12 protein-coding genes are annotated in these 19,734 nt (G+C 40.1%); 10 read left to right on the forward strand and 2 right to left on the reverse strand.

Annotated features, from left to right (window positions below; all coding sequences use genetic code 11):
• The first annotated feature begins 230 nt into the window (after positions 1-230).
• Positions 231-1,670, forward strand: coding sequence for an S-layer homology domain-containing protein (locus KSU66_RS03645; RefSeq protein ID WP_269050055.1), 1,440 nt, complete (start codon positions 231-233; stop codon positions 1,668-1,670).
• 211 nt (positions 1,671-1,881) lie between these two features.
• On the opposite strand, the gene KSU66_RS03650 is transcribed toward KSU66_RS03645, so the two are convergent.
• Complete coding sequence (locus KSU66_RS03650) at positions 1,882-2,778, reverse strand: accessory Sec system S-layer assembly protein (RefSeq protein WP_269050056.1); 897 nt, start codon at positions 2,776-2,778, stop codon at positions 1,882-1,884.
• A 194-nt stretch (positions 2,779-2,972) separates the two neighbouring features.
• Here KSU66_RS03650 and KSU66_RS03655 point away from each other — a divergent pair, with 194 nt between their 5' ends.
• The 9 genes from KSU66_RS03655 (at position 2,973) to KSU66_RS03695 (ending at position 16,943) form a co-directional block, all read left to right on the forward strand.
• A complete protein-coding gene (locus tag KSU66_RS03655; RefSeq protein WP_269050057.1) occupies positions 2,973-4,373 on the forward strand; it encodes an MBOAT family O-acyltransferase in 1,401 nt (466 codons plus the stop codon).
• Positions 4,374-4,385: 12 nt separating this feature from the next.
• Complete coding sequence (locus KSU66_RS03660; RefSeq protein ID WP_269050058.1) at positions 4,386-5,429, forward strand: hypothetical protein; 1,044 nt, start codon at positions 4,386-4,388, stop codon at positions 5,427-5,429.
• Positions 5,430-5,494: 65 nt separating this feature from the next.
• Positions 5,495-6,718, forward strand: coding sequence for a DUF3221 domain-containing protein (locus KSU66_RS03665; RefSeq protein WP_269050059.1), 1,224 nt, complete (start codon positions 5,495-5,497; stop codon positions 6,716-6,718).
• Between the two features lie 80 nt (positions 6,719-6,798).
• Positions 6,799-8,118, forward strand: a complete 1,320-nt coding sequence (locus tag KSU66_RS03670; protein ID WP_269050060.1) for a GDSL-type esterase/lipase family protein — start codon at positions 6,799-6,801, stop codon at positions 8,116-8,118.
• 277 nt (positions 8,119-8,395) lie between these two features.
• On the forward strand, positions 8,396-10,234 hold the full coding sequence (locus KSU66_RS03675) for an S-layer homology domain-containing protein (protein WP_269050061.1): 1,839 nt from the start codon (positions 8,396-8,398) through the stop codon (positions 10,232-10,234).
• Between the two features lie 238 nt (positions 10,235-10,472).
• Positions 10,473-11,486 carry an S-layer homology domain-containing protein gene (locus KSU66_RS03680; RefSeq protein WP_269050171.1) on the forward strand — a complete coding sequence of 338 codons (1,014 nt, stop codon included), beginning with the start codon at positions 10,473-10,475 and terminating at the stop codon, positions 11,484-11,486.
• A gap of 255 nt (positions 11,487-11,741) precedes the next feature.
• Entirely contained in the window at positions 11,742-12,815 is a 1,074-nt protein-coding gene (locus KSU66_RS03685) for an S-layer homology domain-containing protein (RefSeq protein WP_269050062.1), read from the forward strand.
• Positions 12,816-13,129: 314 nt separating this feature from the next.
• Positions 13,130-14,308 (forward strand): polysaccharide deacetylase family protein, encoded by a 1,179-nt coding sequence (locus tag KSU66_RS03690; RefSeq protein WP_269050063.1) that lies wholly within the window; start codon positions 13,130-13,132, stop codon positions 14,306-14,308.
• 340 nt (positions 14,309-14,648) lie between these two features.
• Positions 14,649-16,943 carry an S-layer homology domain-containing protein gene (locus KSU66_RS03695; protein ID WP_269050064.1) on the forward strand — a complete coding sequence of 765 codons (2,295 nt, stop codon included), beginning with the start codon at positions 14,649-14,651 and terminating at the stop codon, positions 16,941-16,943.
• A gap of 50 nt (positions 16,944-16,993) precedes the next feature.
• Here KSU66_RS03695 and KSU66_RS03700 read toward each other — a convergent pair whose 3' ends face one another.
• The gene (locus KSU66_RS03700; RefSeq protein WP_269050065.1) at positions 16,994-19,525 is read right to left on the reverse strand and encodes a phosphodiester glycosidase family protein; all 2,532 of its coding nucleotides are present in this window, start codon (positions 19,523-19,525) and stop codon (positions 16,994-16,996) included.
• Positions 19,526-19,734: the final 209 nt, after the last annotated feature.

The raw sequence follows: 19,734 nt of genomic DNA on the forward strand, positions 1-19,734 counted from the left end.
GTATATATTTACCCAAGCGGGCCATTCAGATACTCCGGCACGACCATTAGTTTAAGAGATTCACTATATTTAACCATAATAAAACACACCAAAAGTTAGATTTTGACTTTAGCTTTTGGGGTGCACATCATTGTAACTTAACGTAATGGGTTTTTTAATTCCCAAAAACTTAACGTCCTCTTAACCTTCGACCTATATGCTAGGGTGAAAATTGAGGGGTGATGGGTTACATGTTTGGCAAGAAACGTAGAGGGTTAAGTTTTATGTTGATTGGCTTGTTGGTATTTGGGGCAATGTTTCAAGGGATTGGAATGAAGGCGGTGCAGGCGGAGAAGGTTGATGTGAAAACGGTAGCGGATATTCAACCGACGTTTATCAAACCGCCTATTTTACCAATTCCACTTTTTCAGTGGCCAAATAATGCGGCTTTGGAAGTGACGAAGATTACTAGCACAGAGGCGACGCTTACTTGGCCAACTCCTGGCGGTATACTAAAACTATCTAGATATATAATTTACGTCAACGATACGTTTCACGAGTCTATCGCGGCGGATAGGAACACGTTCACAGTCAAAAATTTGACGCAAGGCACAGCATACAAGTTTAGTATTGTGGCTTTCGCGGGGCAAACTAGTCTCGCGCCGTTGACGGTAGACGCCAGAACACCGGGAATTCTTATTCCGATAAAATGGCCTGATAATGGTGTCTTAGCGGTATCGGATGTCACAGAGACCAGTTTGAAACTTGCTTGGCCGAAGCCAGAGGGGATTTCGAATATAAGCGGATTCCGAGTATTTATTGATGGGAAATTGCAACATACAGCTGGAGAAGATGCAGAAGGCGCCACGTTTACGGGTTTACAGCCATCGACAAATTATACATTTGCCGTTGAGGCATTCACAACTGCCGGACTTGGATTTAAAACGGCATTGTTGTCGATAGATGCAAAGACAAAAGTACCGATTCCGATTGAGCCGGATCCAGACCCAGTAGACCCCGAACCGGATCCAGTTGTTCCTGACCCCGTAGATCCTGATCCAATTAAACCTGATCCTGTTGACCCGATAGACCCCGATCCAATTAAACCTGATCCTGTTGACCCAATAAACCCTGGCCCAGTTAACCCGATAGATCCGATAATCAATTTAACGGATATTGCAAATCACTGGGCACGTGAACAAATCAAAGAAGGGGTAACGAGAAAAATTGTGAATGGCTATGGTGATCATACATTCAGACCGGATAATAAGGTGAATCGGGCGGAGTTTGCAATTATTATTGCAAATGCCCTCAGCTTAAAAGGTGAGGGCGTTGTACTGAATTTCGTTGATAATCGAAAAATCGGCGCATCATCGAGGAAAGCGATTGCCCAAGCGGTTGAGGCGGGGATCATTAGCGGATTCCACGATGGAACATTCCGCCCAGATGCCGAAATTACTCGTCTTGAAATGGCGGCAATTATTGCACGTGCGATGGAGCTCCCAATGGATCCAACAGCTCATACCGGATTTGCGGATGACGGAAGCATCCCGGCCTGGGCAAGAGGGGAAGTGGGTGCACTACAGAAAACCGGAGTAATCCAAGGCCGGTCCGGCAATAAATTTGATCCACGCGCCAACGCAACAAGAGCCGAAACCATCGTCATGCTCCTCCGAATGCTCGATTACTAAGATTGTGGTGGATGTGTCCAACCATTTCGGCGGAGTGTGCAACGAACGGGTGCAAGTGTGCAACCATTCAAGGTTAGTGTCCAACGAAATTGGTAAAGTGTGCAACGAACCGGGCCGAGCGTCCAACCACTCACCGTAAGTGTCCAACGAAATCGAAAAAGTCTCCAACCAACAAAGAACCGCTCCCATTAATAATCGGGAGCGGTTTTCATTATTTCTGCGGGACGCGTGCAGCCCAGCTTGAAAGATCGGGATTTTTAACTTGAATGACTTCTTTTGGAAACGTGAATGTCCACGGTTTAGATGTGTTTGCTTTCACATTTAATGGTGGTAGATTGAACGTTCCTTGGCAGACGATTTGTCCGGTCGCGTCAGTAACTTCAAGTGGTAACTTTTCAAGGTTGATTTCTCGTTTGTGTCCGTTTCTAACAAGAACGGCAACGTCGAGGCCTCCATCTTCCTTGAAATGAGTTTGGAATCCTGTGAAGTTGACTTCACTCGGTTTTAGTTTTGGTAAGTTGTCCAATAGTTGTTTAAGGGATTCTTTTTGTTCCGTAGACAAACTCTTGTCCCAAACAGGATCTAAATCTAGCGAATGAGCAGCTAGTGATTGGACGTTGAAGTTAAGTGTCCAGTCTTCACCCGGTGGCTCTTCCACCAACTGAGTAGCTTCTTCGAAAACGAATACCCATGGACGAGCACTTTTCGCAGGAATTGTGCCTAGTTCCTTAAAGTCGAATTCTTTCGCAGCGTGAACTTTTCCATCTTTTCCTGTCAGAAAAAGTTCAACATTGCCCATCGTAACTTCACTTGGAACGGAAGAACGGAAAAATGCTTTGACAACCCAATTTCCAGTTGCCTCATCTTTATCGATATCGATTCCGGATAATGACAATTGATAAGGTTTCAGCGGCTCGAGCTCATTCGAAAGGAATCGAAACACATATTCTTGCTCTTGTGGAATGATCCAGTTCGGATGAAATGAAAGTGCAGTCTCAACTTCACCATTTTCATCGTCTACTGTTTCGTTATCAAGTAATTCTTCAGAACCGACCGTACTGTCCGCTCCTGTTTTCTCTGTTTTTTTAAAAAAAGAAAAAAGATTCATTATTAAATTCCTCCTATTATTCAATTAGGGATTTCACTAGACTCATATTGCTAAATCACTATTCAATCAATTATAACATGTTCCAAGCATGGGGAGAATGAAAGGCCTCGCTTTTTAGCGCAACATGACATTATTTATGGCACCTGTTAAGATAGATTGTATGGCAATTCTAAAGAGTATAGGTGGCATGGGATATGATATTTAATTCGTTTGAGTTTATTTTTCTTTTCTTACCGATTGTTTGGGTGTTTTATTATATATTGGGGAAAATTAATATCCCAATTGCAAAAGGTTGGTTAGTACTCGCTTCATTATTCTTTTACGGCTATTGGAACCCAGCCTATTTACCGCTTATTTTAATTTCGTTAGTTGTAAACTATACAATAGGGGCATTTCTAGGGAAGAACAAAGGCGGTCAACTTCGAAAAGTCGTTGTGACACTTGGTATTTTGTTCAACGTTCTGTTGCTCGGTTACTTTAAATACTTTGATTTCTTTATTGAAAATGTGAATTTCTTTTTCGATTCAAATCTTCCATTGAAAAATATATTGTTGCCTTTGGCGATTAGTTTTTATACGTTCCAACAAATTGCTTATGTTGTCGATTCGTACAGACTGGAAACAAAGCAATATAGCTTTTTAAACTACAGCATATTCGTGACGATTTTTCCACAACTGATTGCGGGGCCGATTGTTTATCACGGCCAAATGATGCCACAGTTTATGGATAAAAAAACGTATTCCATTCAATTTGAAAATATCGCGAAAGGCCTTACGATCTTTGCGATTGGTCTATTTAAGAAAGTGGCAATTGCCGACATATTTGCCAAGTATGCCAACAGTGGCTATAGCTCGGTCGAATCTTTAACATTTATCGACAGTTGGATAACGTCCTTGTCGTATACATTGCAACTTTACTTCGACTTTAGCGGGTACTCTGATATGGCGATTGGACTTGCCTTATTATTCAATATTAAAATGCCTATTAACTTCAATTCACCTTATAAAGCGCTCGATATTCAAGATTTCTGGCGCAGATGGCATATTACATTGTCCAAATTTTTGACGACGTATTTATATATTCCACTCGGTGGAAATCGAAAAGGAACGTATCGTACGTACACGAATATTTTCATCATCTTTTTTGTCAGCGGGATTTGGCACGGAGCCGGTTGGACGTTTATCGTCTGGGGGACGATGCACGGTGTCGCAAGCATTATTTGTCGATGGTGGAAACTAGCAGGCTTTAAAATGAATAAAGTGTTGGCGTGGATGACGACATTCCTTTTCGTTCATCTTGCTTGGGTATTTTTCCGAGCGGTTACATTCACAGATGCCGTGACAGTTTTGAAAGCGATGTTTGGTTTGAACGGCATTCAACTCACTGGTCTTTATACTGTATTTAATGAAAAGCTATGGATCATCGGTTTGTATTTAGTATTTGGTTTACTCATTTCATGGTTTGCGAAAAACTCGATCGAGATTATGAAAGAGGAAAAACGAAGTGTGCTCAGGGCAATATGTATAGCAGTTCTTCTATTTTATAGTGCAATGCAGCTACAACAAGTAAGTGAGTTTTTATACTTCAATTTCTAAGGGGGATATCTTGTGTCGGATAAAAAGTTCACATTAACAATCGTTATTTTATTCGTTGTGCTTACGTCCAGTGTAGTGAGCTTTAATTTCTGGATAGACCCTCTTTGGCATTATAGCCATGCTCATGCATACAATGATGTTCAAAAAGTCATTAATGAGCGGGAGCAGAAAGTCGCACAGCTACAGTTTGAAGAGAAAGATTATGATACGTTATTAATTGGAAGTAGTAGGGCGACTTATATTCATCCTTCTGCGTTCGATGATTGGAAAGTGTTCAATGCATCTGTAGCAAATTTATCGATGCGTGAATATTATAGTTATCTTTTATATGCCAAGTCGCAAAATAAGCATATTGAACGGGTTATACTTGGTGTCGACTTCTTCAAGTCGAGCGAGCAAGAAGCAAGTGGTGCACGGTCGTTGGATAATTATGAGAAAAAAGTGAACCAACCTTTTTACCGGTCAAAAAACCTTTTATCTTTACAAGTCCTAGATTATTCAATTGACAACTTTAATCTATCGCGAAAAAATAGTATTAGTGAAGACCGACTTTATAATAGAAAAGGCGAAGCATTTGCAAAAAAGTTGTCTAAAGATGAAATCGAAAAAATGACAAGTAGCAAAATTGAGCGATTCAAAAAAACATTTTACGGAGAGCGCTACACGTATTACTCGCAATACGCGGAAATCATGGCGAAAGTAAAAGACGTAATGCCTGATGGGGCAACGATTGTATTTACGACGCCAATTTCAACCGAGTTGTTTAAAGCACTCGTAGATACGGGTTTGTATGACGACTACGAAGTGTGGCTACGCGATTTGGTCAATGTATACGGTGGTGTTTGGAACTTTATGTATCCGAACAGTGTTACTAACGACATCCGTAATTACTATGACGGCCACCATTTCTACCCCGAAACGGGAGATTTAATTGCCAATCGGATTAAGAACGGATTGGCAAGCACGTCCCCAAGTGATTTTGGTGTTTATGTGACAAGTGATAATATCGAAGCACATTTACAGGAAGTTCGTTCGTTAGTCGCGGAACTTAAATGAAACGAAAAAAATAGTCTCTCGTCTAATCTTCTAGAGTCACTCTTAACGGGGGGAGGAAGATTGGGTTGAAAAGAAAAATAGGAACAGTCTTACTTATTAGCACTAGCTTGTTATTAGCAAGCTGCGGCACGGCGGATCTCCAAGACGAAAAAGATGCAGATCAACAAGTTGTCGAAGATCAGACTGTGAAAAAAGTGAGCGGTCGTGAAATTATTGCCGAACTGAAGCAAACTGCAAAAGAAACACCGCTACGGGATCAAATCGCAGCCGATCAAATCGAAAGTGATGAATATAAAAACGGTTTGTACGGCGAACCTTCAAAAGAAAACGAAGAAGATATGGCGGTCCAAGCAGCCGAGGCATTCGTGGCAATTGAAGCGGTTGAGCAAGTATATGGCGGACATGAGGGTTTCAGTAAAGCAGGTGTTTTATTTATTGAAAATCAAATGTCCGGAGCGGAGCAATCGGGTGTGTGGATTGGTTTAAAAGAAATAGACGAACGCCTGGATGAGCTACTGAGCATCTTGCAACCGAAAGTCGACGCGGGCGAAATTCTTGCCGAACCGATATACATTTACAAAAGTGCGCATTCAGACGAGGATCTAAGGCAAGTGCAGTACGAAGTTGGAAAGGAACTACAGAATATCAATGATGATAAACGCGGGATATACTCTGTTTCGGTGGACATCATATCAGGTGAAATAGAAGTCACCCATGATTTCATGACGGCGGGGCAGCAAAGTGATCTACAGAAAAAGTTTCCTGAACGTAATATGGACTTCAAACAAGATGGCCGTATAATTGCTACGCCGGGCGAACCGACGATTACGTATCCCGAGCATGAATTTACAACAGAACAGTCCCGGATAGGTGCTTATGTCACTGATGTATATGAAGGCGGCATGCTCGTCGTAAGTACCGCTCCGGCTGACTTTAGTTCGACTGGCGGGGACGATGAATTTTACGACGCCACAAGTTTCAATTATCTGGATGCTGAGAAGTTGTTGAAAATTGGACAGCGAATCAAAGTGGATATACAAGGTCCCGTGGCGGCGTCGTATCCGGCGCAAGGAAGGGCAAAATATGTAGAGGTCCTTCCGGAATACAAACCAGAAACAGCGAAGCTGTCCGAATCACAAGTCGTCGTACAAGCCATTGCAATCGCGAAAAAGAAATCCGGCCATGTTCCAGCAATCCATTCACTGACGTATGATGGAAATGTGGGTAAGTGGAAAGTAGTTATCAAACAAGGGGAAGAGAAATACGAGTTGGAGATTGAAGACCAGTAATTTAAAAGGATTTGAGTGGACATAGATGTTTACTTGAATCCTTTTCTTGGATATAACATAAAAGCCGGGGGATTGGTTAGATGTTGTTTACATTAAATACGTTCCGTAAATTAGTTGTCCCGGTAGTAGTATCGGCGTTATTATTTTTTACGGTAGTTTCTACGAATGTGGAAGCATCATCATTTAAAGACGTTTCAAGTAGATATTCGGAATCAGTAGAATTTCTTGTTGCAAATAACTATTCAAACGGCGTTAGCGCGACAAAGTTTGGAACCGACCAACAAATCACACGTGGAAGTGCGGCGGTTATTTTGGCGAATGCACTTGGTTTAACCGCTTCGAATGCCACGCATGCCGGTTTCTCCGATGTTCCGAAACGAGCAGCAGATGCCATCAATTCATTGAAACATGCGGGCATTATTAATGGGAAAAGTGTAACCTATTTTGGGTTCGACGACCATTTAAAACGAGGCGAAATTGCTTTAATGCTTACAAAATCAGCCGCTTATAATTTGCAAGGAAATGTGAAGAATCTGCATTTTAAAGATGTTAATTCGCGTTATCAAGAAGCCGTTGCTGGTTTAGTGGATCACAATATTACGAATGGAAAATCGGCGGAGTATTTTGGCACGGATGATCAGTTGAAACGTGGTGAGTTCGCTATATTTATTTATAAAGCTGAAATGTTAAAACTGACCAATTCACTTCCGAATTCGTATAACAATCTATCTCAGAAACTGAAAAGCAAAGAAGTTTCTTCTATTAAACTAATTGGGGACAGTATTACAGCGGGGATGGGTGTAAAAGGTTACTTCGTTCCAAGAGATAGCAAAATTATTTTTGACGATGGGAAAGAGCAAATATACCGCGAAGCAACCCATACGACAGCGACCTGGGCAAATCAATTAAGAACTTACACGAACAATTCAACGTTTGGAAAAGTCGATTTTTTGAATGCGGGAATTAGTGGGAAATCCGCGGAATGGACACTGAAGAACATCGACTATTTAATAGGACAAAAAGAAGACATTGTTATTGTAATGATCGGTACGAATGATCGGATTGACAGCAGTTTGAAAGAGTACGAAGCGAATATTGGAAAGCTGCTCAAAACTGTCGAAGCCCGTTCGAACGATATGATTGTTATGTCACCGCCACCTTCAACGAATGAGACGTATGCGTATCTATTTTCAGCACAAAGCATCGACAATATATTGAAACGAGTAAGTAATGACAACGGTTATACTTTCATTTCGCACTATGATGCTATTAATAAGTACTTGGCCAAAAATCCGGAAAGTACATATGATGATTTGATGGAAACCAATAGTCCACACCCTACCGAAGAGGGTTACAAAGTCATGTGGCAAGCGATGCAAGAGAAGTTAGAATTGAAATAATTAAAAGGGTTCAAGTGGTCATAGATGTCCGCCCGAATCCTTTTTTATTATCCGAACAGTTGATTTCGTGCATATTATTTTCCAAATAACAGGTAGCCCCATTTACTATCTAATGGTAAGTGATTATTTGCAAAATTGTTAAAACAAAACGACAAAGTAGGGGGGGGAAACTTGGAATTCATATTTTAATAGACAATCATTATCTATATCCTGTAAGATTAATAATAGACTCTTTTTATAGCAAAGAGGATTATATGAATAGTGGAGGAATAAAATAATGTTTATAAAGTCAAGTCTAGTTCGGAAAGTTATCATACCTGTAACATTGGCATTTCTTGTATCATCATCAATCATATCTACAGTTTCCGCAAATGAAAAAACATCAAACTTTTCGGATGTCTCATCACGATATGCAGAGTCTGTAAATTATCTTGTTGATTACAAAATATCAAAAGGAGTTTCGGAAACTCAATATGGTATCGATCAACAAATAAAACGTGGTGATGCTGCAATTATTTTGGCGAACGCTTTAGGATTGCCAACTGAAGGAACTTCCGACTCTGGTTTCACTGATGTGCCTAAACGTGGCGTCGCTGCAATCAATGCTTTGAAAAAAGCAGGCATTGTTGACGGGAAAAGTTCAAAGCATTTCGGTTTTGATGATTTGCTTAAACGAGGCGAAATCGCTTTAATGCTCACTAAATCGTCTGCTTATAACCTAAAAGGGAATAAGGATAATGTTAAATTTACTGACGTGAATGTACGCTATAGCGAAGCAGTTGCAGGTTTAATAGACAACAAATTAACAAATGGTATATCTGCTACAAGTTTTGGAACCGATGACAACCTCAAACGCGGTGAGTATGCAATTTTTATTTATAAAGCTGAAATGATTAAAAAAGAAAGTTCTGCTGATAAAATTGCCCCCCAATTGATATACTCCGGTGAAAAAGAACTTAAAGTGGGTTTCAATGAAATTTTCGAAATGCCAATAGTTACAGCGACAGATAATGTCGATGAAAACTTAGTTGTGCTAAATAAAGTCTTTTTCGGTATTACTGAAGTACAATCCGTAGACACTAAAAAGCCAGGTACTTACACAATTACATTTAGTGCGAAAGACAAAGCTGGCAATGAAGCGGAAAATCTAATAATAAAAGTTATTGTTGAAAATGAAGATACGTTATCACCTGCTATTGCTGCAGCAGAGTTGGCTATTGCTAATCTTCCCACTATAGAAGAATTGAAAACAATACATTCAGAAGAACTTCTCAAAGCTCGTGAATACGTAATGAAGGTTTTCGCAATCAATGAAGAAGCGGAAATTAAAGGAATGGATAAGCTTACCGACTTAGAAATACAAATGGCTAAATTGCAGGCAAAAGAAAGTCTTGAAAAAGCGATTGCATCTGCGGAGAAAGCTATAGTAGCTCTTCCAGAAATTGAACAATTAAAGCTTGAAAACGAATCATTAGTTTTACAAGCTAGAAACTTTGTTAATCTAGTTTTTGAATTGGATGCACAAGCAATTATTGAAGGTGCTGAAAAACTAGAAAAAGCTGAAGCGAGAATTGTAGAATTAAAAAAAGCGTTAGAACTCGAACTGGCGATTGCAAAAGCTGAGGCCGCGATAAGTGCGCTACCAGCAATTGAACAATTGACAAACGATAATTCCAAAGCGGTGAAAGCTGCAAGACTGAATGTTACAGAAGCACTAGCCTTGGACGCACAAGCTACTATTAAAGGAATTGAAAAGTTAGAAGCTGCGGAAGCTAAAATGAAAGAAATTTATCAACCGGAACTTTCATTTAACACTTATGCTTCGATAGTTGTTTTCGGAGAGATTCGAGGCCTTAGTACTTCCTTTCAAAACCTTAGTTCTGAAATAGTAACTGTGAAAAAGGTAGAGATGTTTAGTGGATCAGCTTTAAAATTCAAGTATACAAAAGAAGAACTAGACTCCCAAGATATTAGTACTGTAATAAGCCCGTATGGTCAATTTGGGATATCTCTAACAATCCGATCTGGTATTTGGCAAGCAGACGATAATTATATAAAGTACACAATCAGTGATGGAACGAAAGATTATGAGTACATTTCTAGATTGAAAAAATAAGTATTCCAAAGTCTTTTTGATCAGATATACTAGGTGGTCATCGATTATATTTGTTACTGAAACAAGAATTGAATTGAACGGATAGAAAATTAAAAGGGTTCAAGTGGACATAAATGTCCACTTGAATCCTTTTTTCATGAATAAAAATAAAAGTTGTAAACTTAACCCCGTCTTAACATTCAAAAGATACAATGGGGTAACTAAAATGAATTAATAAGGAGGAGAAGGCGTGGGAAAAATGAAGTTCATGATTGGAGTTATGATTGTTTCACTGTCGATGTTGGTTGGACCGATTGTCAATGCTTTTTCGGATGTGCCGCCGTCGCATACATTTCGAAAAGAAATTGATCATTTAGTCAGCCTTGGTGCCATTAGCGGATTCTCGAACGGAACCTTTCAAAGTAACGCCAATGTGACACGCGGTCAAGCGGCTAAAATAATTACAGTCGCTCTCGATATGCCTTTAGTGAGTCCGACAACACCTACTTTTACGGATGTTTCCAAATCGCATACGTTTTATCGGCATATTGAAACGCTTGCTGCAAAAGGGATTATTGGCGGTCATCTTGACGGATCATTCAAACCGGGGAGTAGTTTAAAACGCTCCGAAATGGCAAGAATTATTGCGGGAAGTTTTGACCTTACCGAAGTGTCTCCAGTCCGTTTCAAGGATGTAAGTGATTCGAGTTGGTACAGTTTATATGTAAACCAACTTGCAACATCTCGGATTACAGTAGGTTATCAAGATGGTACGTTTCGACCAGACGGCATCGTATCTCGTGGACAAATCGCGGCTTTCGTCAGCCGGGGGATTGGAAATGATGAAACGGAAAACTTTTATTATAGACATGTTCATTTTGGAATGTCCAGGGCGGAAGTGAAGGCAGCGGAAGGACTGCCAACGACGGAAGACATATTTGAGATGAAGTACAGAAATATTGAACATGGGCCGTTCATGGCGACAATCACCTATTCATTCACAAAAGATAAGCTGGAAGCTATCTACTTGGAATTCGATGTCAGAGATAAAAAACATAGTGAGTCGGAACAACTTTTCAATCATCTTGTTGTGGATATGTATGAACCACAGTTTGGTCGCGCATATGACAGCCAAATGCGCTGGAAGGATAATTCAGGATACGATATATTATATGCGGATTGGCTCACAGATCAAGGAATTCGAGTGTCCTTACAGTTATCGACCGGCTACGGACTTTCAAGCATACATTTAAGTCTGTCGCTATTTAGATAGGAATCAAAAAAGTATATTGTCTTCCAATATACTTTTTTTGCGGGGGAATATTGGGGGAATGGAGAGTGTGCAACGAAAGGGGTGAGGCGTCCAACCAATTGCATGAAGTGTGCAACAAAAAGTAGAAAGCGTCCAACCATCGCCATAAAGTGTCCAACAAACGATGCTAGAAAAAATTAGTCTTAGGACTATTGAAGCTGTCTGGAAACATTAGGGTTATGTTACAATAAAATGTATAATGAGAGGAGTATGATTATGAAGAAGTATGTAATTTTTCTAGCATCTATTTTTCTATTACTTAGTACGTTTAGTCCAGAAGTAAAGGCCGCTAGTTTTACAGATTTAAAGACCTCCGATCGATTTTATGAAGAAGCTCATTACTTAATAAACAAGGGTATTATTTCCGGCTATCCCGGTGAAACATTCAAACCTGACAAAGTTGTTAGCCGCGCGGAAGCTGCAATTATGATTGGGAAAATGCTGAAATTAGATGGAACAAAGCGTAGTAGTAAATTTACAGATGTTTATGCAAGTACGGCAGCAAGTGGTTATATCGCTTCGGCTGTAAAAAAAGGCATTATATCCGGTTATCCGAATGGAACATTTAAACCTGATGCTCCGATTTCAAGAGGGGATATGGCGATTATTCTGTCGAAAGCATTTAATCTGTCTGCTACTTCTGCTTTTGGATTTGGTGATGTCGGTGAACAGATGAAAGCATATGAACATGTTCGAATGATTTCCCTTGCTTCAATATCAATTGGTTATCCAAATGGCACGTATCGACCAAATCAGAACGTTACCCGAGCACAATTTGCAGCATTTCTTGCCCGGGGACTGGAAGCAAAGTTTAAACAAAAAGCTTCGATTGAAGATAGTTATGCATTAGATAAAACAAAGCAGTACACATACAAACATTCAGATAACAGCACTATCGTTCATACATTTAAAGATGTAGGTGTTAAGTTTGGTCAAAACTTAGGTTTTGTTTGGGAAACAAGCCCAACAAAGTCGGAAGCAGACAAATATTATGTTCAAAGCGAATCCTATGAAGGGTTGAGCGCGGGGTATGTTATGTCGGAGTATCGCGTAGATCTCGTTTATCCAATTAAGGTAGGAAACACATGGGAAGATTACTTCGATGGGCAAAGCACCAATAAAATAACAGCGATTAATAAAACGATTACAACGCCATATAAAACATTCACAAATGCTGTCGAAGTAACTAATAATAGGGGTTCTAAGTCGTACTATGTGAAAAACATTGGATTCGTAAAATCTATTGAATCAAATGGAAAAACGCTTTCGGAATTGGTGAATGTAAAGTAATCATTTTTTACCGATGATTAATAAATAGTACCCAAGAAGACGATGCTGTCTTCTTGGGTACTATTTTAATTGGGTGAGGTGTGCAACGAAAAGGCAGAGGTGTCCAACGATCCGCCACAAGTGTCCAACAAACCGGACGAAGCATCCAACCATCCCCGCAAAGTGTGCAACAAACGATACTAATAACCTGTAACTCTACTAACACAAATGGTAGAAGTTGGTAGAGTTGTGCTATAATTATGATTAGTGGATTAATATAATATTAGGTTTCTGTCACTGAGGCGAAGAGAAAACTAAAGGAGACAAAGGGTTTAATGAACAAGAAAATGTATATTATAGGAGTTCCAATCATCATCATAACTTTACTGCTTATCGGATTTAATATGTTGGGCCAGGGAAATAAAATCGTTACTTATCAAGATCTTAAAGGTATCGCATTTTCTTCAACAGAGGAAATTGAGTTAGTAGAGGATGCGGCGGCATACCAGTTATTGGAAGACAAGCGGATTGAAGTTGCTACACTACTAAAATCGACTGCGTACCCTTTATTGGGTGAAGATGAAGAGTATTATCAAATCAATTTTGGTAACGACCGAATCTACATATTGAAGAAGGACGCGGTTAAACAACCAGCAAATGCTGAATTTGAAACGTTTAAAAGCGAATATACGGTTTTATCAGAGTCATCTTTGGAAGTATTGGATACGGCTGAACGGGGGGCAAAAGTTGTAGCTCGCATTAATCCAGATATGAGAGTGGTTGTATTAGAAGAGATAAAATCACGTTACCGTATTCAAATCGGCGGTATGGATCGATATATTTATAAAAAAGATACTGTGGAAGACTCAGGGGTTCCCGCTCTTATGTATCACCATATGATTGAAAATGCGGCACAGTCTAGCCAAAGCACAAATCGGATGGTTATTGACGTTAAAAACTTCGAGGAGCAAATGGACTTCCTCGTGAAAAACCATTGGACACCTATTTCGATGCAAACCTTTCAACAGTGGAAAGAAAAAGAAATAGATTTGCCGAAAAAAGTAGTTCTTCTTACATTCGATGACGGTATTTTATCGACAGTGAAATATGCGTATCCAATATTAAAGGCACACAATATGCCCGCAGCTTCCTTTCTAATAATGGGTAAAATTAGGCAGGAAGCCGCGCCATGGGATCCAGAAACGTTACAAAACGTTGGATTGAAGGAAATTAAAGCAACGACAGATGTATACGACTATCAGCATCATACCCACTACTTCCACGTGTTTAAAAAAGGAACGAGCGAGGGGTTAATGATTACGGACTCTTATGAAGCAATCATGCAGGACCTTGACGATGGAAAACATCAGTTAGCGAAGGCATTTGACGGCGATACGGAACGCGTTACGTCATTAGCGTATCTTTCGGTCAATATAATGAAACAACACTTCGTGCGGTGGAGGATTCTGGTATACTATACGCCTTTACGACGGAGCCAGGAACGATTCTACTAGGTGACCCGGCATTGGAACTAAATCGTCATGGAATCGCCCCGGAGCATACGTTGGAAGATTTTGAAGCGAAATTGAATAACACATACATTCAGCCATGAACCTCCCATGACTGAAGTCACGAGTTTCTGGGTTGGTGCTTATGCACAGTACAAAGCCAACCGAAAATTCATCCCATGTCTAAAGATGAGCTATGCCTTGCACGGATGTTCTTTTCGGAAAATCATAAAAGAATCATGGCGGACTTTCATGTCTGTCATGATTTTTTATGGTTGCATTTGGTAAAGTAAAAGAAATTAAGTTACTATATAATAGGAGTATAACAAGGAGGAATTAATGAATCATGCAGAAGGTTAGTAGTGGATTTATCGTTTTTTTAAGCTTTATATTATTTTCATTTCATGTATCAGCGCAAGCTTTAACGGATATATCCGACCATTGGGCTAAGGAAGAGATTGAAGCCTTAGTCGAAAAAGAAGTGATTTATGGTTTCAAAGATGATACTTTTCAGCCGGATGCTGCGGTGACAAGAGGTCAGTTTTTGGCATACATAGTTCGTGCACTTGAATTACCTGAAGGCACTTCTGCTTTTAAAGATGTGTCACCAAGTAGCAGTCTTTATAAGGATATCGCTGCCGCCAAGAAAGCGGGGTTAATTTTTGGAACAGCAGAAGGTTTAGCACTTGCTTCCGAACCCGTTACACGTGCAGACGTTGCGGTAATGCTGGACCGGGCTATGCAGCTAAAAGGGAATTATTCTAGCTCCACGCCAATCCTATTTAAAGACGCGGTTTCGATTGGGAAATATGCCTATGAATCTGTTGAGCGAATGACTCATTATGGGCTTATTTATGGAAGATCCAATAATACATTTGAACCACAGGCAGTTGCGACCCGTGGTGAGGCCGCTGTATTTATCAACCGTATGCTGAAAAAACTTGATGAACCCATTGTGGAGGAAGATATTGAAATTCCAAAGCCAATTGATAATCAAGAAGTCATTATTCCGATTGATAATCAGCAATACGTAAAAGTTCGGATGGATACGAAAGGGGTCCCTTTAAACTACGATAAACGGACAACTACTACGCATATGTTATCGACCGATTATCATTATTATTACCATATAGGTTATACGGCGAGCCCCCTTGGTTCTTTACGCGTAACTTTGCGTAAATTGGATAATGGAGACACATTTGTTTTTACAAAGTTTATTTATAATGGAGATAATGTATATAGAGCTTCGGTTACGTTGCCATTCCACAAAGCAACCGACTATTCATTAACTAAATATGAATCATTTGGGAAAGTAAATCAAGCCCATAACGGCACTTTTGGTGTCGATAAAACATCTCATCCGACTGGTATTTTATCGGTGAAAAATGGTTCGAGAATAACGAATGAAGTCATGATGGGGAAAAACTATATATCTCATCATCGCCAACAAAATTATTCGGGGGGAAGTTCGGTTCTTCGGGAACTATTTGAAGAGCGCGAAAGCTACTCGATCAATACCGATGCGAAAAAGAATATTGTAACAGCTACTATGAATGTATCGATACAACCAAAAGCCATTTCAGAGTCATGGGCGCTTCTATCGAAAGAGCAATTATTCGCAAGTACAGCTAATCGTGATACATGGTTTAAGCGAACGATTGCCGAATATAGCTCGATAAATAATTGGCTCACAGCGGATGGTGCTTACACAAAACTTCCATGGTCTATTGAACCTGGTTACAAAATGGGATATGGGCGTAATATCGGTCGTCTGCAGGGCGGTATTTATTTGACAATGTACAATGGAAATAAGGAACGTTACTACCGTAACCTTGTCGTCAACTCGATTGCCGATTTAGATGTGCTTTCAAATGGAGCGATTACAGCCGGTAAGACACCGATATTTAAAACAGAATACACGAGTACATGGTTGAAAACGCCATATGGTTTGACGGCACCTTACGTAGATACGCGCATGAATGAAAATGCCGCCTTATTTTTAAAGAACGTGTCGAAATCACTTTCGATTGATCAGTTAAAAAATGCGAACTTAAGCTATGCCGATTTACTTGTGAGTCAAGGTGAGCTCGGTAACGTGATTAGAGTTACACCATCAAGTCACCTCATTCCGGATTATTTCGGATTAGGAAATCAAAAAACAAAAACGCATGTTTCGCTTAATCATGCGCTTGGAGAAATGCGGTTTTTACTTGAAACATATAAGCAAACTGGCGACGAAAAGTATGCAAAAACTGCGCGTCAGTTGAAAGCCGCGATTGAATACTTGCATCCACGTTGGATTCGTTCAAACGGCGACTTATGGTATCAAGTGAACCCCGATTTGACTTTTGCTGGCGGCGATTATGACAATTTGACGCTTATGGATCTATTGTTAAGTCAAAACATTTTTGCTGAAACTGGGATTCCACGAAGCGCGATTTTCGATGAAATGATTCGTTCAAAAACAAAGTATTTAGTTAAGGAAAATAAATCGATGACATCACCAATTATTAAATTGCTTCAAGACCAAGGTTTTGGTAATCTGCTTAATAGAACGTACACAGCTAATCTGAAAACAGAAAGTAACGAAGAGCACTCTGAAGAGTTACCTAAGAGTACGCTTGAGTTACTTGCAGAGTAAAACATAAAAAAGGATCACGATGGACTTTAAAGTCTACCGTGATCCTTTTTTTATTTCATTTTAAATTCGGTTATATTGTCTTTTACCATTTGTACACCACGATTATTTTGTGCGAAGTGGGTAACGACGAGACGATAGTTTTTGCCAGCAACATACCCGGTTGTAGGAGCAGAGATTTCTACTTTTCGAGGGTCACTCGTTTTGGAAACAGTGACGGGTTGACGTACGCCAAACACGTCTTCAACGTAAATATATTGATTTGTAAAAAATTCGGGTTTCATTGGTTGAGTAAATGTGACTGTAAACTTTTTGTTCGTTGCTACTTCACGTGCTGATGCGGCAGGAACGAAAGCTTGTTCACTATGTTGTTTGTCCGAGTAAACGGCTTGTAGTTTATCAAATAGCAAATAGCCTTTATCTTTTTTAGCTGAATTTGTTTCAGCGACGTAAATTCTGTTCAACGTAAGTGGGGCGGGAGCGGTTTGTGGAACGGTCGCTTCGACATATTTCCAACCGGTCCAGTTAAGTCCACCTTCTTTTGTAAAGTCAATTACGACTTCCTTCCCGGAAGCATCTGCTAACGAGCCCCGGAGCCAATGATTTTTGCCATCACCATAAACCCAAATACCAATCTTTTTAGGTTTTGCTGCAATTTTAAAGCCAGAAGTCCATGTCATATATGCTGCGGAAACTCCTTCTCTATAAGCCGTAAAATCATAGTTTAGTCTAACAGAGTTGTCCATATGGACGGGTTGAATTTTATTTTCGACAGCTAAAGATGCTGTTGCACGAGCTGTAGTCGCTTGCAACCCGTTTGTCGATTCGAAAGAGCCCAATACAAATGGTTTGTCTGATACGGTTACAGGAATCGTTTTCTGAAGTTGACCAAATGTAGCGGTTAACGTGCCGCTTGTTTCACTGTTGCCCGCGATAAATGTTTTTCCGTTAATAGAACCGACATTTGAAGGGACAGAAAGCTTGACGGCATCGGGATTGAAAATAACTTCACCACTTTTGATAATCCCTTTTGCATGTACCGCCACTTTTTCACCTGTGCCTATTCGGATTTCGGTAGGGGTAATAATAATATCGTCAATTTTGTCTGTTACTGTTACTGGAATTGACACGGGAGCATTGTCATACGTTGCATTCACTGTACCGACTCCAGCTTTCGTTCCAACAAATTGATTATTTTCAATAACACCGACCCCATTCGTTACAGAGTCTAGCGTAAGTTTTGTTTGATCGATTTGAAGAACATTATAGTATTGGTCGATTGCCGAGGTTACTTTAAAGCCGACAGAAGCGCCTATTGCAATCGTACCTTGTTCAGACTGGCTTGCTTTTACAAAAGCGGGATTGCTATGTGGGGCTGTACTAACTGCTTCTAAAATTGCGCTTACCGATCTTTCACTACCTGCCGATGGACGGTTTACTAATGTGGGATAGACGTCACCATATTTTCGTGACACCATTGCAGTAGAACCACCACCGTCTAGGTTTATAGCATTATGCGCACCGATATTCACGAGGTGATTAGCGAATTCAGTCAATGTCATACCGGCACTGACGCCGCTTACGCCAGAATCTACGGTTACAAAAAACACTCTTTTACCCGTGCTATCGGTAGCGACCGCTGTCCGTGCTGTTCGTTCTTTAACACGGGGGCTATTCGGATCTATAGTCATTGCTACTTTGCCGTTTTGGACGAGAAGGGGACCCGTTGCTAACATGAAGTTAGCATTTATCCAGTTAGTATCCATATTAAACGAAACAGATACATTATCTCCAATTTTCATATTTCGTATGTTGTCTACTTCATCGCCATGCGCTGAAATGACAAAGCCACGTCCATTTTCAGGAATTGTAGCACTCGTTTTTTGACCGTATGGACGAATGCCGATTACTGTTCCAGTCGTTTTACTTCCAAGTGCAACGTTCTGGTCTACGGAAGTAGGTGTTTGGACGACGATTTCCATCCCCGTACTGTTTGTAAGGGTCTTTTTATACGACGTGGATGATTTATGGGACCAACTCGACGTGTATAAGATGCTTTCTTGGTCGCCCCGTTCTCTATTAAGAGCGGTCAGTTTTGAACTTTTTCCAGCATGTTCAATTTGAATTGATAAATCGTATTTTCCTATTTTAGCTGTATTGTCTGCCAGCATACCAAAAGCGGCTGGAGTGTGCATAAAGTCATTATAATTTGTGGAAACGGAACCGAGATGCTGGATCATTCCATCTTTCAACAATAGATAACTTGGAAATCCACTGCTCATATGGTAAAAGGAAGCGTTAATGGCCCCGACAACATGATGTTGCTTTTGGGTATGTAATTTGGCGAGATTTGTGACCGTAGCTTTCGCGTTCACCGGGCTAGATAAGCCGAGGTCAATTGTCGTATATGGCTGATTTAGATTGATAGACAGCTGATTGACTGTTTGGTTGTAGTTACCTATTTTTCCTGATTCTTTGGAATGATGGACGCCCTGTGAGACCGTAGCGGCGCTCGTTTTCGATAGATTAGTAGAGAGGAAGAGCAACATCGTGATGAAAATAAGTACTGTCTTTTTCTTCTGCATACAAAAGCTCCTTTAAATAGCAATGAATCTAGTATACAAAAGATTGACAAAATTCACCATAGGGAAATTCAATCATATATACATAATTAAAAGAGAATCTATGCGACTGAAAAGTCGCATAGATTCTCTTTTAGGTTAAAACATATATTAAAAAACAGGGTTATACCTACATAAACACTTTACCATAGTTTATTGAATAATCCAACAAC

It is taken from the genome of Sporosarcina sp. G11-34, assembly GCF_026931025.1.